Here is a 15,639-nt window from a genome sequence, read left to right on the forward strand (position 1 = left end):
CAAATGTCGACAATTTTACTTCTGCAATGACCGCCCAATTTCACCTTGCCGTCTATACGTTCGGCCAATTTCTCGACAGGGCGGAGTCTCCCAAGATCGCCAGTTTCTTCGAGGTTGAACCCTCGGTTCTAACAGCTCTTGAAAAGGCCCCAGGCTTTTTATCGCGCTCGGGATATGACACCGACACAGACCCGGCAAGCTGGGGCATCCAGGTTTTCCCTCGGTTCTGGGAAGACAACGGTGACGGCTGGGCGCCATCAACGCTTTCGCTCTGGAGCAGTGTCGAGGCTATTGCCGCAGCCACCTACCACGGCGAACATGGCACCGCCTATCGACGCGGCCGCGAGTGGAACGTTCTGCCTGACGGCTGGACAGGATACGCGCTGTGGTGGGTAGAAGCTGGCCATCAGCCGAACTGGGCTGAAGCTGTTGAAAGGCATGAATTCCTGGCCGATCATGGCGATGGCCCACGAGCCTTCACTTTCAAGCGACCGTTTGACCCACATGGACAAGCGACGCGACTTGATGCGGCGGAGGTCAAGCGGCTGGCCAGTCTGTAGCCCGCTGAATGGGGGAAATTTGATACTTGGGAAATGGTACAGACGAGTGGATTCGAACCACCGACCTTCGGAGCCACAATCCGACGCTCTAACCAACTGAGCTACGTCTGCATGTCGCGATACGTTCGTATCGAAGTGGCGCGGACCATATGAGTGATGGCCCCCGTTTGCAAGGGTCTTCTAGCGCTCTTTCCAACTGTCCACAAGGGTGAAATTGGACCAATTTACTGCTTTGATCCCAGTTCTCCAGAGCCTGTGCAAAAGTCTCGCCGACACTGCAAAAACCTTCCGCCACCCATGAAAAACCCCGGATCCATTGCTGGTTCCGGGGCTCGAATTCAACACCTACAAGTGGCTGGCGATTTGGCCAGAACCTTAGGCGGCTTTGATGTCTTTGAAAGACTTTTCGAAAGCGTCCTTAACAGGCGCCGTCACATCCGAGCTCAGCTTGGTTGCGAATTCCTGCATGTCTTTCGCCTGTGAGGACAGGGTATCGAACTGCTGACGTGCGAAGGTGGACTGAAGTTCGATTGCTTCTGCCAACGTCTTTGCAGCCATTACGTCCTTGATGAAGGTAAAGGCAGCGTCGGTGTTCGCCTTGGCCGCGTCGACAGCCTTGTGGTTGAACTCAACCGCACCCTGACGGGAAGTCTCAAAGGTGTCTTCCATTACGTCGGTCGCATCTTCAGCGGCAGTTTTCACCTTGGCATACGCGTCGCGAGCCTGCTCGATGCCTTTTTCCGTGGCTTCACGGAATACAGCAGGGACTTCCATCTGCGGCATGGCAAATGCCTCGAAGTCGCCGAACGGGCTGGCCGTAGCTGCCTTGGTGGATTTAGCTGCACGTGCCTTGGGAGCAGCCTTCGCTGTGGTGGTTGTCTCTGTCATGATGTCATCTCCATAATTTCGGATGCGATCATCATTGAACTGTTCGGTCTGACAAACGTCATCGTGTCAGGCCTCTCGTCATCCGCAAACGCAATATAGAGGCACCTCTGCTGCATTGCAATATTATTTTGCACTGCACAATTATTTTTTTCAGCCAGACGCTACGTCAATTTTGGCCAAACCCATATTATCGAACCAATAAAAACCGGCGACAGCATATGCCGACGCCGGTTCGCAACCTCCACAATAGTTCGATCAGCTTTTCTTTGCAGCCTTGGCAACATTCTGCGCCGCCTTGGTCGCCGTGCTGGACAGATCACGTGCCTGCTCGCCAAGGGCCTCCATCTGACCACGCAAATAGGTCTGCTGAAGCCCCATCATTTCTTCAACGTCCTTCGCACGAACGAGCTGTTGGGCAAATTTGAAGGCAGCGTCCATGTGTTCTTCGGCAAAGGACAGCGTCTTGCGATTTACATCGCTTGCACCGCTCTTGGCGACCGACGTGGAATCTTCCACGTTCTCGACGGCCTTCTGCGTTACATTCATGAAGTCGTCGAAGGCCTTTCGAGCCTGATCTACGCTCTTTTCGGCAAAGTCGCGCATTTGATCGGGAATTTCGAAACCATCGTTGTCGCTGGCCATGGATTCAGTTCCTCAACACTCGTGCCACATCTTGCCCATCGAAGCGGGACGCTCAGGGCGTGTGGGATTTCCTACCATGTCGTCAGGGTTACGGCAAATCTGACAAGCACAATTAACCACGCCTTCACGGAACACCTTTAGGACCCCGGCTTTGCGTGGACGCTCGGCCAAGGAAACGGTATTAACAGGGTGTTTACCAGTTCCGACCTCCTTCCCGAAGACAATCGGAATTGCGTCACAGTCGCTTTCGGAGTTGAGCCATGGACAACCAGTTACAAACATTCATGGAACTCAGCGCCGCTCCGGAGTTGGCCGGGCTCTGTGAAGAGGCACGCGCCGCATGGGTTTGGTCAGCTGACGGTTCAAGGATACTATGGGCGAACGCGGCTGGTGCCGCCTTCTTTTCAGTTCGCGATGTTCGTGGTTTCAGCCGCCTTTCGGGACTGACCAAGTCTCCAGCAAGACCGCACATCGCGAGAATTGCGACGTCCGGCTCCATAGACCGGATGAGCATTGACCGTCTAAGGTTCTATCGCGGGCTTCGCGTGATGCTCCTGACTTGCCAATGCCGCAGGCTGACACTTTCTGATGGTCATGACTCTGCTCTTATTGTTTGTGGCGACAAGGGCTTTTCCACAACGGATGCTCCTCTTCCCGCATTCCTGGCTTTGCTGGCCGACGTTGACCATAGCTGTTTTGTCATGGAGGGAGACAATGTCGTCCTTCGTGCGGGCGCACTGACTGGGAGTCCGGAAACCCTCGAACTGCCGGAGGATCAACGCAGCCTGTCTGGCCCGCTCGCCCTACATGGCGACTTGCACAACGGTGCCATTGCGATGGTCGATGACCGTCGGCAACTGGTCCTCCTCGAAAACGTGCCGCTTGAACCTTCCGAGGGCGAAGGGGAAGCCGGGGACCATGTTGCTGATGACGAGCCGGCTTCAAGCGACGGTGAAATTGCTGCACCCGCCAGTCTCGATCTTCCAGCGCCCGAGAGCGGCGGCTCTGAAGATCCCGCAACGCTTTCAGACGATGCAATTGTGGAAGAAGTCGTTACAGACCTATCACCGAATGACCAGGACACTCCTCAATCAGATGATGTCCAAGGCACGGCTGAGGAAGATACTTCGGGAGCCTGGTCTCGCGCCCAAGACATTGCCGAGGATGAGAACCCCGAACCCGTGTTCCGCAGTGAGGGCGTCCTTGTTCAACAAACCGGTGCCGGCATCGGAGAAGGCCTGACGACAGAGGCAGGCGACCTTAGCGTCCCGCCTCTGGCCCGCGCTCAAGACGAAGGCGCACAAGCAGAGAGCTTCCAATTTGCCCCGAGAAGACGCCCCATAAGGTTTGCCTGGAAGATGGATATCGACCAGCGCTTCACGTTCATCTCCGAAGAGTTCGGAGAGACGCTCGGGCCACGAGCTGCAGACATTGTCGGCATGACCTGGGGTGAAGTCTCAGACCAGTTTGATTTGGACGTCACCGGCAGCATTGCCCGCGCGCTCGACCGCCGGGACACATGGAGCGGCAAAACCATCGAGTGGCCGGTTACCGGCGCGGCCCTTCGCGTGCCAGTGGATATGGCAGCCCTTCCGGCATTTGATCGCGAACGGGAATTCGAAGGTTATCGAGGTTTTGGCGTTTGCCGAACAGCTGATGCCATCGACGATCCACTCGCACCGCTTTTGAGCCCCGAAAACGGAACGACCCCTAACGTTCCAGAAAATGACGAAGTCGAGGAAAACTCGGTAGCGGCTCAAGATGAGACTGCAGACATTTTCGAAAACGAAGACTTGCCCTCCGACGCAATGGATGCGGCAGCAACGGGGCTTGAAGCCGAGGTGGATGCGGTTCTTTCGGATGACGATTTGGAAGTCGAAGATCCGGCACCTGCCATTGCACAAGACCCCTCAGATGCACTGCCAGTGACCGCATCAGAAAGTAGTGAAAACAGCCTGAGCGAAGCTGATGCGACTGATGCACCCGATGAGGTTGAGGTACCCCTTGGGGGCGAGCCTCAGATCGAAGATCCGGCGCAAGACCTTCGCGAAAAGCCCACGTCACCGCTTGAGGGTGGTACGCTTCTTGGTGCGAGCGCAGTCGCTTGGCTCGACAACATCAATGTTCAGGGTCAGTCTGAAAGCTTGACGACAACGGAGTTCGCCAACGAACAAGAACCGGTGGAAGTTGGAGATCAAGGACCTTCTGAAGAGCTTCTAGAAGAACCCTCTGAGCTCATTGAGGCTGAAGAACCCAACGAAGGTCCTTCTGAAGACGCAACCGATGCCGAGCCGGTTTCGCAAGAGACTGAAAAGCAAACCGCGGCCGCAAAGCCCACGGAGGATGGCGATCTCAGTGGAATCTCAGGCACAGCACCCTTGCGTCCTCGAGAAATCGAGACGGCCGTCAAAACCTTGGCCAAAGACTATGGCCGAAAAAGCCAGGACGAATTGCCGCTCAATCCGCTCTCGGAGATCTCACCCTCCAAGGATTTCTCCAGCGACGAACAGATGACGGACGCCAGTAACGTATCCTCAGAAGAAAATGACACTGGCAGCTCCGGGCAGTCCGGACCGGCCAACGAAGAATTGGATTTCTTCGAGGAGACGGCAGCGTTCCGCGACGAAGAGCACCCGGACGACGAGATCACAGCGACCGATGCAAGCGACCTGCCCCCGCCGAAAGACGCCGGGTTTGGACCCGCTCACATCAGCCTGATTTCCGGCGAGAACGACAACGGCCCAAAGGCTGGCACAAGCGCGCAGGAAGATGACGGCAAGGTCGTGTCGATCACGCGCAAGCCACAGCTGGTCCCGGTCGATACCTCACGCTTGTCAAAACCCGAAAAAGCGGCGTTCCGGAAAATCGCCGAGGCTCTGGGCGCCCGCCTGGAAGGGGATATGGACGGCGATGAGAATGACAATTTCGATGAAGAGACGCAAAACGAGCTTGCGAAGGCAAATGAACCGCCGCGTGCCGGGCCGATTGACCCCCGTTTGCTCGACCGCCTGCCGATCGGAATTGCCATCGCCCGTGATCGCGATGTGCTCTATGCCAATGACACGCTTCTAGACTTGCTTGGCTACTCCGATCTGAAGGGCCTCACCGAGGCTGGAGGGCTCGAGGCGGTTTTTGTTGAAGATGATGATGACGACGCACTTCCTGACGCCGAGGGTATGGAAGGTACTGTCGATGGCACTTTGAAGGTCAGGTTGGCCGACGGTGGCGTGAGACCTGTCGATGCACGCATGCATTCCGTGCCATGGAATGGTGGACGGGGCCTTATGATCTCTTTTACGGAGCGAACCCCCGCAAAGTCAGAAGCGCCGCAAATTGCACCCGTGCCAGCACCGGAACCTTCCGGAGCGCTTCAAGACGCGGAAGATCGCATTTCGGAACTAGACACGATCCTTGAGACCGCGACCGACGGCGTTCTGGTGCTCGACCGCCACGGCACCATCACCAAGGTGAACCGTTCGTCAGAAGCTCTTTTCGGCGCCAGCCGCTCCGACATGGAAGGAGCGCCGCTGACGGACTACCTTGCGCCGGAAAGCCACAGGGCTGCGGCCGACTACCTTGATGGGCTCTCGCGCAATGGCGTTGCAAGCATCTTGAACGACGGTCGGGAAGTGCTGGGCCGGGTATCGGCTGGTGGCCTCATTCCGCTGTTCATGACAATTGGCCGGGTGACGGCATCGGGAGATGAGCCTAAGTTCTGCGCAGTTCTGAGGGACATCACGCAGTGGAAGACAGCCGAGGAAGAGCTGACGCAAGCCAAGCGCCAGGCCGAGAATGCCAGCTCCCAGAAGTCAGATTTCCTTGCCAAGATCAGCCATGAGATCCGCACACCGCTGAACGCCATCATTGGTTTTTCCGAAGTCATGATGGAGGAGCGTTTCGGTCCAATCGGAAACGAGCGCTACAAGGAATACCTGAAAGATATCAGAACCTCCGGCTCGCTGATCATGAGCCTGATCAATGACCTTCTCGATCTGTCCAAGATCGAGGCAGGAAAGATGGAGCTGCGCTTTTCCGCGGTGTCCGCCAATGACGTGATCAACGAATGCGTTGCCCTGATGCAACCTCAAGCGAACAGGGATCGCGTTATCATCCGGGCCAGCCTCCCCGATTCAGTGCCCAGCGTGGTCGCCGATCAACGCTCGCTGCGCCAAATCGTGCTGAACCTCCTGTCGAATGCGATCAAGTTCAACAAGTCCGGTGGACAGGTTATTGTATCGACGTCCCTTGAGGACAACGGTGAAGTCGTTCTGCGCGTCCGGGATACCGGGACAGGCATGAGCGCGAAGGACCTGACGGCTGCGTTGGAGCCTTTCCGCCAGGTTCATACGGCCCGACACGGTGGCGGAACCGGGCTAGGCCTGCCGTTGACAAAAGCACTGGTTGAGGCGAACCGCGCAGGCTTTCAGATCGACTCGACGCCTGAACAGGGGACGCTGGTTGAAATCCGCTTTCCGTCCCAGCGCGTTCTGGCTGAGTGAGCTTTTGGGCTCGCGCTGGATAGGGCCAGCGCGATCAAAGCCGCCGCGACTCCTGAAATAGCAGTCGCGTGCGCGACGCTCACATTCCTGTGATTGCTTTCCTGCTTGATGCTCGTCGTTTCCCGGACGTCGGCATTCCGCTCCGAGAACTCTCTGATCAACAAAAGAAAATCCGTAAAAATTCGGAGTATTTAACTCCGGTTAGTTTTTAATCGTTCTAAACTATTGATCTTATTTAACTTATTGACTTAACACCATCAATTATACATATTTCCCTCAACAATTAATCATGAAGAACAGGGGCACTGCCTCAACAACGGGAGCTTTAAGTCATGCGCCACACAATGCGTGCCATTTTGAGCGTTGCAACACTTGCGGGTATTGCCTCGACAAGCGCACCTGCCTTTGCGGCAGATGAAGTGAATATCTACTCCTATCGCCAGCCCTTCTTGATCCAGCCACTGCTGGACGCCTTCACTGCTGAAACTGGTTTGAAGACCAATGTCGTGTTTGCATCCAAAGGCCTCGGTGAACGGATCGCCGCAGAAGGTGAAAATTCACCTGCTGACGTACTCCTGACAGTCGACATCGGACGTCTCGATGGCGCAAAGCAGCTGGGCGTGACACAGCCCGTCAACTCTGACGTGGTAAAAGAAAACATCCCGGCTCAATTCCGTGACCCGGAAGGACACTGGATCGGCCTGACGAACCGCGCTCGCGTGGTCTATGTGTCCCGTGACCGCGTCGACCAAGACAGCATCACCTATGAAGAGCTTGCGGATCCAAAGTGGAAGGGTCGTCTTTGCACACGCTCTGGCCAGCATGTCTACACCATTGGCCTGATTGCCTCGATGGTCGCCCATCACGGCGCTGAGGAAACCGAAGAGTGGCTCGCAGGCGTCCGCGACAATCTTGCACGCAAACCCGCAGGCAATGACCGCGCTCAGGTAAAAGCCATCTATGCTGGAGAGTGCGATATCTCCATCGGCAACACTTACTACATGGGCAAGATGGAAACGAACGACAAAGAGCCGGAGCAGAAGGAATGGGCGAAGTCCGTCCGCATCCTGTTTCCGAACTCTGCGGACCGCGGCAGCCACGTCAACCTTGCGGGCATCGTGCTGACGAAACACGCACCCAACAAGGATAATGCGGTCAAGCTGATTGAATTCCTGACCTCTGCGAAGGCCCAGGAAATCTATGCTGAATCCAACTTCGAATACCCGGTTACACCTGGCGTTGCCGTCTCCGAACGGGTTCTGTCCTGGGGTGAGTTGAAGCCTGACAGCCTGTCGCTCTCCGACATTGCCGACAATCGCAAGACCGCAAGTGAGCTGGTCGACAAAGTCGGCTTCGACGACGGGCCGGCTTCCTAAGCCAAGTCTGTAAACTGACAAGAAAAGGCGCTGCGGATTGCAGCGCCTTTTTGCATTTATGCTCCGGGCAGGCTAACTACTGCACACAACGTCATTCTGCCCTTGTGAGACATCCGCATTGCCGCGCCCCTTGCACATGACCAGCGCCGAACGATTTTGGCAGTCGGGCGCAATCCTGATTGCGGTGCTCGTTCTTTTCCCACTTCTGGCAATCTTATGGATTGCGATGAGCCCGACAGGCGACGTGTGGGAACATCTGATCAATACGGTTCTGCCGCGTTCCTTGCGTACAACGCTTCTGCTCATGGCCGGTGTTGGTTTTTTCACAACGATTGTCGGCGTCGGAACCGCCTGGCTGACAACCATGTGCCGCTTTCCCGGACAACGTTTTTTCGACTGGGCGCTGCTCATTCCTCTTGCCGTACCGACCTACATCATCGCTTTCTCGTATGTAGAGGTCCTGGACTACACAGGACCCGTTCAGTCCGGGCTGCGCACGCTCTTTGGCTTCAAGACGTCGCGAGACTACTGGTTTCCGGAAATACGATCCCTGGGCGGCGCCGTTTTCGTCATGAGCGCCGTGCTCTATCCCTATGTCTACCTGACGACCCGGGCCAGCTTTCTGGTGCAGTCCGCCTCGGTTCTTGATGTATCGCGAACACTCGGCGCATCGCCGTGGCGTGTATTTCTCAAGGTCGCCTTGCCGCTCTCACGCCCGGCTGCGGCGGTTGGAGTATCGCTCGCGCTCATGGAGTGCCTGAATGACATCGGGGCGGTTACCTTCTTCGGCGTCAAGACGCTGACGTTCTCAGTCTATGACACCTGGCTGAATCGATCGAGCCTGAGTGGTGCGGCTCAGCTGGCGCTGGCCATGTTGCTGATGGTGTTCCTGTTGCTTTGGCTGGAGCGGTTTGGACGCCGTAAACAACGCTTTGACAACGGCAACGCAAAGCATCGTCACCCTGCACGTTTCACGCTGACCGGATGGAGAGCGGGCGGCGCATTCATTTTATGCCTGCTCCCGATCGCCCTCGGCTTCCTGACACCCGCCTCCTTGCTCGCGGACCGGGCAAGTCGGCGTCTGGATGACCTCTGGGCTGGCCCGCTGACCGAAGCCATCTGGAATTCTCTTTCTCTCGCGACCATTGCCGCTGTATTGACGGTGCTGCTTAGCCTCTCGCTGGCGTACGCCCTGCGCCTGAACAAGACACCTGTCTTGATCCTCGGCGTCCGCCTCGCCTCCGTTGGTTATGCGATCCCTGGAACCGTTCTTGCGGTCGGCATTCTCGTGCCTATGGCCGCATTCGACAATTTCATCGATGCACAGATGAAAGCGGCCTTTGGCTTCGGCACCGGATTGCTGTTGCTCGGTAGCGGTGTCGGGCTCGTCTATGCCTATATGGTTCGTTTCCTTGCGGTCTCCTACGGCCAGGTCGAGGGCGGTTTCGGGAAGATTTCAACGCACCTTGATATGGCCTCACGCACGCTGGGGCGGGATGCTTCTCAAACACTTGGGCAGATCCACTTGCCTCTGCTGCGCCCTGTTCTGCTGTCGGCGCTGCTTCTGACATTCGTAGACTGCATGAAGGAGCTGCCTGCGACGATCCTTCTGCGGCCATTCAACTTCGAAACACTTGCAACGACGGTCTTCGAAGCAGCCTCGCGCGAAGCCTTTGAAGAGGCAGCACTGCCCTCCCTTGCGATCGTAATCGTCGGTCTTCTACCAGTCATCTATCTGGCCCGCACCAGCGCTGCATCGTTCCGAACCAAGCACTCTTCCCGCAAACGCCCCCTCTCGGCATAGGCATTTTTTCGGACCCTTAGACCGATTGACAGATTTGCTGCAACAGCGCTCAATCGCTCCAGACTGAGCGAAAAGGGGTCTCTGTCCCAATGGACAAAAAGCATCAAATCAACACCTGGTATGCCGCTGGCGCGTTTTTTCTCCTGCTCCTGTTTCAAAGTTGGTGGGTCACCTACAAGACCGTCGAGACAATCCCCTATTCCGAGTTTGAAAATTATCTCGAAGCGGGGAATGTGGAAGAAATCGCGATCAAGGAAGATACTATTGAGGGTAAATTCCGGAGCCCACTGGCCGACGGCAAGCATTACTTCACAACGACAAGAGTCGACATGCCTCTTGCAGAGATGTTGCAGAAATACGATGTGAAATTTACCGGCGTTATCCAGTCTACGCTCCTGCGGGACCTGATGTCCTGGGTCCTACCTATGCTGGTTCTCTTTGGCCTTTGGATGTTTGTCATCCGCCGCATTGCCGAAAAACAAGGCCTTGGCGGCATGATGACCGTGGGCAAGTCGAAGGCAAAAGTCTACGTGGAGACCGGCATAGAAATCACATTTAACGATGTTGCCGGGGTCGATGAGGCCAAGAGAGAACTCCAGGAGGTGGTGGACTTTCTGCGCAATCCCAAGAGCTATGGTCGTCTCGGCGCACACGTCCCCAAGGGAATTCTGCTAGTCGGGCCACCAGGCACCGGCAAAACACTTCTCGCCCGCGCAGTTGCTGGAGAGGCGAATGTCCCATTCTTCTCCATATCCGGATCCGAGTTTGTAGAGATGTTCGTAGGGGTAGGAGCCGCCCGTGTCAGAGACCTCTTTGAACAGGCGCGTAAAGCAGCACCATCCATCATATTCATCGATGAACTCGACGCGCTTGGCCGTGCCCGTGGCGGGACGCCGTTCCAGGCCAATGACGAAAAAGAGCAAACTCTCAATCAGCTGCTCACCGAACTGGACGGTTTTGACCCGTCGGGTGGCACGATCCTGCTAGCGGCCACCAATCGACCCGAGATCCTGGACCAGGCGCTTTTGCGCGCTGGACGTTTCGATCGACAAGTGCTTGTTGATCGGCCAGACAAGATTGGCCGACGTGCAATCCTCGACGTTCACGTCAAGAAAATCCTGCTTGCTCCGGGCACAGATCTCGACCAGGTGGCACAGATGACCGCCGGTTTCACTGGTGCTGATCTCGCCACATTGGTCAATGAAGCAGCGTTGCTTGCAACGCGTGCAAACGACGACGCTGTTCGCCTCAGCCATTTTACAGAGGCAATTGAGCGAGTGGTGGCCGGTCTGGAAAAACACAGCCGCGTGCTCTCGGACAAGGAACGCAAGACCGTTGCCTATCACGAGATGGGACATGCGCTGGTTGCGGCAAATCTGGTAGGCGTTGATCCGGTTCACAAGGTTTCAATCATTCCGCGCGGCATCGGCGCACTTGGCTACACGATGCAGAGGCCAACCGAGGACAGGTTCCTGCTTTCTACCAAGGACCTTGAAAACCGAATGACCGTGCTGATGGGTGGACGGGCAGCTGAGGCCGTCATATTCGACGAGATTTCCACCGGGGCCTCGGATGACCTTCAGCGTGTGACGGAAGTCGCGCGGGAGATGGTCTCACGGTACGGCATGGACGAGGCGCTTGGGAACCGGGTCTATTCAGTCCCGCGCCAGAGTTTTCTCGGCCAAAACTCTGGTGATGAAAGCGATGTGTCACAGGAAACCGCTCGCGAGATCGATCTTGCTGTGCGCGAGAAAGTCGAGGCAGCATTCACCCGCGCAAAAGACATCCTCACAGCGCACCGCAAGGAGCTTGAAGCCGGCGCCGCACTTCTGCTTGAGCGGGAGACATTGACCGAAGCAGATTTCCCGGCGATCAGCCCCGTTGCCTTACGGCATGACATGCCGCCAGAGCCAAACGTATCGGAATGAGCGTCAGCTATCTATGCGGCTTGCGTTGAGTCGTTGCCTTTGGCTGCCGGGCCACACGTTCCCGGGACGCAGTGAGTGCAGTTAAAAGCGTCTCGCCACTTTGCAAACACATCTGCAGCCATCGGAGCGCTGAAAAGATAACCTTGGGCCGTTGCACAACCGTTGTCTCGCAGAAATTGCTGCTGCTCAACCGTTTCAACGCCTTCCGCAACCCCGTCAAAGTTGAGGCTTTGCGCCATGGCGAGAATTGTTTGAACGATAAGCCGATTGCTGTCTTCATTGCCTAGCCCCCAGATAAAGCTGCGATCGATCTTGAATGTGTCAAACGGCAGTTTCTGCAGGTGTGCGAGACTTGAATATCCTGTTCCGAAATCATCTAAGGCGAAGCGAACACCCGCCTCACGTAGTGGCTGTGTCGTGCTCTGCGTAATTTCAGGATTTGCCATGGCTACCGTCTCTGTAACCTCGAGTTCCAGCTGATCTGCAGGGAAGCCGGTTTCCTTCAAAACCTGCAACACCTGCTCTGTGAAACCCGGTTTCTCAAGCTGACGGACCGAGACATTCACCGCCAGCGGCATTCCACGCCCCTCATCAAGCCAGGTCTTTCCTTGCTGACAAGCCATCCGCAGAACGATTTCGCCAAGTCCAATAATCAGGCCTGTTTCCTCAGCCACATCGATGAAATACCCTGGATTGAGCAAACCTCGCGTGGGATGATTCCACCGCGCCAAAGCTTCCGCTCCCACCACCGAGCCCGAGCTGCAGTCGACTTTCGGCTGATAGAAGACCGTGATCTGATCTTCCAGAAGCGCGCGACGAAGATCCGCCTCAACCTGCAGGCGTTCACGCGCATGCATGGTGTTTTCGACGTCTGCATAAAAACGCAGGGCGTTGCCGCCGACCTTCTTGGCTGCATACATGGCGATGTCCGCGTTCTTCAGGATCGCTGTATAGTCAGTGCCATCATCCGGAAAGACGGAAACGCCAAGACTGGCTCCAACGGTCAGCGCAAGACCGTTGACCTCACATGGCCTTTCTGCAGCTTCAATCAAACGGCTCGCGACAATAGCGACATCGCGGCGCGGGTCCGTCACCGGGTACATGACGGCGAACTCGTCACCGCCCAGGCGGGCAACGGTCGGCAAGATGACGCACCCATCTTTGTCATCAGTGCTGTCCTGGCCTGAAAAAGCCTGTTCGGTACGGTTTTTCGTGGCACCGGCGGCCGCCCTGAAGCGCTCTCCGATTTCCTTCAACAGACGATCACCACTGTCATGGCCGTAGCTGTCGTTGACCCTCTTGAAGCGGTCAAGATCAATAAAAAGGACAGCCAGGCGCTGTTTTCGCCGTGCAGCCAGCTCCATTTTCTTCAAGCAATGCTGCCTAAAAAACTCCCTGTTCGGGAGCTCTGTGACAGTGTCGATAAAGGCAAGCCGGTGGATCTGATCGAGATTCTCACGGATCCGCGCGATCATATCGCGGTAAGCGCGCGCAAGGACGCCGATCTCGTCACGCCGCTCGACTGGAAAAGGCGCCTCAAAGTCACCCGCGCTTACGGAATGCGCTGTTCGGGTGAGGCTTTTGATCGGGCGCAGGAAGCCACTTCCGAAATGGAACGCGATCGGCATGCAAAAGCCCAACAGCACGAGGGCGGTGATCGCGTTGCGTTGCCAGATCGTCCAGATAACACCAGCTGCCTCTGGCCGAGGAGCCGAGACCAGTACCGCGCCGAGAAGCTCTTTCCCGTCCACTTTACGGACGGGAAATGCCATCGTGACAAGGGTTTGGGTGACACGACTTGTTTCAGCACTTGTCGACAATGCCTCATTGATGAGCGGGTCGATTTCGACGTCATCGAAGTAGCTGGTCGCCGGATCGGAATCGACGGTGATTTCGCGGCCAGGATCATAGACCTGAGCGACATCGACAATTCCGCTTCCCGCGATGCTTTGCAGCTCCTGCTCAAGAATAAGGTAATGATGGTTCACGAGATGGGGCACCGCAAGGCGGCTTACCGTTGCACCGACTGACCTAACATGCTCGACAATCCGATTTTCTTCATCGCGCAGGTCGAGATAACTCACCACCACGATCATCACGGCTGTCAGGACCAGAAACAAACCGCTGACGAGCAGGACAAAGCGGGTCCGCAGTCCGGGAACCCATTCCCAGACAGATCGCGCCAAAGCGCTTATCCGCATTTTTATCGATAGCCGCACGCCACCCTCCAGGACATCACTTCGTAATAATGCCTAGACAGTGTTGCATCCCGATTTACAACCAGGTTCAAATTTACTCAGTCACATAAAGCATTTATCTGACATTATGCGGCTAATGATCCAGCCTTCTGTCCGTTACGTTAAACGCACCTCCGCAATCCACTGCGAGCAGCTCAAAGCTTAGGGCGCGTTAACTTTTTTGCAGGGGGCAGAGGTTCTGTCGGCATCATCTGTACCGTTTTGAGACGCTTGTTTTACGTCCACTTACAAAATGAGCCCGGCCTCCTTCGAGGTCGGGCCCATCCAATTCGCAGAACCGAAGCGTGCGTCAGACGATCTGCGCTTCCGTTTTGGTCTTGACCTCATCCAGCGTCACATCGGGAGCAAGTTCAACAACAGACAGCCCATGAGGAGTTACATCGAAGACACCCAAATTCGTGATGATGCGATCAACACAGTGTACGCCGGTCAGTGGCAGCGAGCACTCCTTGAGCAGCTTTGTATCGCCCGCCTTCGACGTATGATCCATAAGGACGACAACGCGCTTCACTCCGGCGACAAGATCCATTGCACCGCCCATGCCCTTGACCATTTTGCCCGGGATCATCCAGTTGGCCAGGTCTCCTTTTTCAGAGACTTCCATAGCTCCCAGGATCGACAGGTCAATGTGACCGCCGCGAACCATGCCGAAGCTGTCGGCAGAGGAGAAGAAACTCGTCTGCGGCAACTCGGTGATGGTCTGCTTACCGGCATTGATCAGATCGGCATCGACCTCATCATCCGTCGGGAACGGGCCCATGCCAAGCATGCCATTTTCCGACTGAAGCGTTACGTGCACGCCGTCCGGAATGTAGTTCGAAACAAGCGTCGGGATGCCAATCCCCAAATTGACGTAAAAACCGTCCTGCAGCTCCTGCGCCGCCCGCTTGGCCATATCGTCACGTGTCCAGGCCATATTGATGCTCCTCACTTCCCTCAGGCGTCGCGCGTGGTGCGCTTTTCAATGCGCTTTTCGAATGTGCCGGCAACAATTCGGTCCACGAAAATTCCAGGCGTATGGATATGGTCGGGGTCGAATGATCCGGTTTCGACGATCTCTTCGACCTCAACCACCGTCACCTTGCCAGCCGTCGCCATCATCGGGTTAAAGTTGCGCGCCGTCTTGCGGTAAATAAGGTTTCCTTCCTTGTCCGCCTTCCAGGCCTTTACCAGAGACAGGTCTGCAACGAGGCCCGTTTCCAGGATATAGGTCTCGCCGTTGAAGTCCTTGTGCTCCTTGCCTTCGGCAATCAGCGTACCAACACCGGTCTTGGTGTAGAAACCGGGAATGCCGGCGCCGCCCGCGCGAATACGCTCGGCCAGAGTGCCTTGAGGGTTGAACTCCAGATCCAGCTCACCGTTCAGATATTGCTTTTCGAAGGTGGCGTTCTCACCGACGTAGGATGAAACCATCTTCTTGATCTGACGCGTCTGCAACAGCAGGCCCAGCCCGAAATCGTCGATGCCGGCATTGTTGGAAATTGCCGTGATGTCCCTGGTTCCAGCCTCCCGCAAGGACGTGATCAGGTTCTCGGGAATGCCGCAGAGGCCAAAGCCACCTGCCATGATGGTCATGCCGTCAAACACCAGACCGTCGAGCGCAGCCGCCGCGTCCGGATATATCTTGTTCATTATAATCTCCCAGAAGATTTACCTAGCCGGTTGCGGGCAACTTGCCCGCAGT

The 15,639-nt window shown here is 56.2% G+C and carries 10 protein-coding genes and 1 tRNA gene; 5 read left to right on the forward strand and 6 right to left on the reverse strand.

All coding sequences use genetic code 11. The annotated features are described in order from the left end of the window. Positions 1–26: 26 nt before the first annotated feature. Positions 27–560, forward strand: a complete 534-nt coding sequence (locus tag ABJZ52_RS09385) for a DUF3291 domain-containing protein (protein WP_348186162.1) — start codon at positions 27–29, stop codon at positions 558–560. A 34-nt stretch (positions 561–594) separates the two neighbouring features. Here the strand turns inward: ABJZ52_RS09385 and ABJZ52_RS09390 are convergent. From ABJZ52_RS09390 to ABJZ52_RS09400, 3 genes are all read right to left on the reverse strand, one after another. Beyond that, a tRNA-His gene (locus tag ABJZ52_RS09390) sits at positions 595–671 on the reverse strand. Between the two features lie 264 nt (positions 672–935). Beyond that, the gene (locus tag ABJZ52_RS09395) at positions 936–1,448 is read right to left on the reverse strand and encodes a phasin (RefSeq protein WP_348186164.1); all 513 of its coding nucleotides are present in this window, start codon (positions 1,446–1,448) and stop codon (positions 936–938) included. 255 nt (positions 1,449–1,703) lie between these two features. After that, positions 1,704–2,090: a phasin gene (locus ABJZ52_RS09400; RefSeq protein ID WP_348186166.1), complete on the reverse strand. Its 387-nt coding sequence runs from the start codon at positions 2,088–2,090 to the stop codon at positions 1,704–1,706. Positions 2,091–2,350: 260 nt separating this feature from the next. Between ABJZ52_RS09400 and ABJZ52_RS09405 the strand changes: the two genes are divergently transcribed. The 4 genes from ABJZ52_RS09405 (at position 2,351) to ftsH (ending at position 11,697) form a co-directional block, all read left to right on the forward strand. Then, entirely contained in the window at positions 2,351–6,589 is a 4,239-nt protein-coding gene (locus tag ABJZ52_RS09405) for an ATP-binding protein (protein ID WP_348186168.1), read from the forward strand. A gap of 332 nt (positions 6,590–6,921) precedes the next feature. After that, a complete protein-coding gene (locus tag ABJZ52_RS09410; protein ID WP_348186170.1) occupies positions 6,922–7,965 on the forward strand; it encodes a Fe(3+) ABC transporter substrate-binding protein in 1,044 nt (347 codons plus the stop codon). Between the two features lie 118 nt (positions 7,966–8,083). Continuing rightward, the gene (locus ABJZ52_RS09415; RefSeq protein WP_348186172.1) at positions 8,084–9,769 is read left to right on the forward strand and encodes an iron ABC transporter permease; all 1,686 of its coding nucleotides are present in this window, start codon (positions 8,084–8,086) and stop codon (positions 9,767–9,769) included. An 89-nt stretch (positions 9,770–9,858) separates the two neighbouring features. Continuing rightward, positions 9,859–11,697, forward strand: coding sequence for an ATP-dependent zinc metalloprotease FtsH (gene ftsH / locus ABJZ52_RS09420; RefSeq protein ID WP_348186174.1), 1,839 nt, complete (start codon positions 9,859–9,861; stop codon positions 11,695–11,697). Between the two features lie 11 nt (positions 11,698–11,708). Here ftsH and ABJZ52_RS09425 read toward each other — a convergent pair whose 3' ends face one another. The 3 genes from ABJZ52_RS09425 to ABJZ52_RS09435 all read right to left on the reverse strand — a co-directional run bounded on the left by ABJZ52_RS09425 (position 11,709) and on the right by ABJZ52_RS09435 (position 15,587). Next, a complete protein-coding gene (locus tag ABJZ52_RS09425; RefSeq protein ID WP_348186176.1) occupies positions 11,709–13,883 on the reverse strand; it encodes an EAL domain-containing protein in 2,175 nt (724 codons plus the stop codon). A gap of 361 nt (positions 13,884–14,244) precedes the next feature. Then, positions 14,245–14,871, reverse strand: a complete 627-nt coding sequence (locus ABJZ52_RS09430; protein ID WP_348186177.1) for a CoA transferase subunit B — start codon at positions 14,869–14,871, stop codon at positions 14,245–14,247. A 20-nt stretch (positions 14,872–14,891) separates the two neighbouring features. Further along, the gene (locus ABJZ52_RS09435; RefSeq protein ID WP_348186179.1) at positions 14,892–15,587 is read right to left on the reverse strand and encodes a CoA transferase subunit A; all 696 of its coding nucleotides are present in this window, start codon (positions 15,585–15,587) and stop codon (positions 14,892–14,894) included. Positions 15,588–15,639 lie beyond the last annotated feature (52 nt).

Origin of the sequence: Roseibium sp., from assembly GCF_039982295.1 — a bacterium.
Lineage (GTDB): Bacteria > Pseudomonadota > Alphaproteobacteria > Rhizobiales > Stappiaceae > Roseibium.

Coding starts and splice junctions, on each gene's coding strand:
- ABJZ52_RS09385 (WP_348186162.1), top strand. CDS start 27: ATGACCGCCCAATTTCACCTTGCCGTCTATACGTTCGGCCAATTTCTC.
- ABJZ52_RS09395 (WP_348186164.1), bottom strand. CDS start 1,448: ATGACAGAGACAACCACCACAGCGAAGGCTGCTCCCAAGGCACGTGCA.
- ABJZ52_RS09400 (WP_348186166.1), bottom strand. CDS start 2,090: ATGGCCAGCGACAACGATGGTTTCGAAATTCCCGATCAAATGCGCGAC.
- ABJZ52_RS09405 (WP_348186168.1), top strand. CDS start 2,351: ATGGACAACCAGTTACAAACATTCATGGAACTCAGCGCCGCTCCGGAG.
- ABJZ52_RS09410 (WP_348186170.1), top strand. CDS start 6,922: ATGCGCCACACAATGCGTGCCATTTTGAGCGTTGCAACACTTGCGGGT.
- ftsH (WP_348186174.1), top strand. CDS start 9,859: ATGGACAAAAAGCATCAAATCAACACCTGGTATGCCGCTGGCGCGTTT.
- ABJZ52_RS09430 (WP_348186177.1), bottom strand. CDS start 14,871: ATGGCCTGGACACGTGACGATATGGCCAAGCGGGCGGCGCAGGAGCTG.
- ABJZ52_RS09435 (WP_348186179.1), bottom strand. CDS start 15,587: ATGAACAAGATATATCCGGACGCGGCGGCTGCGCTCGACGGTCTGGTG.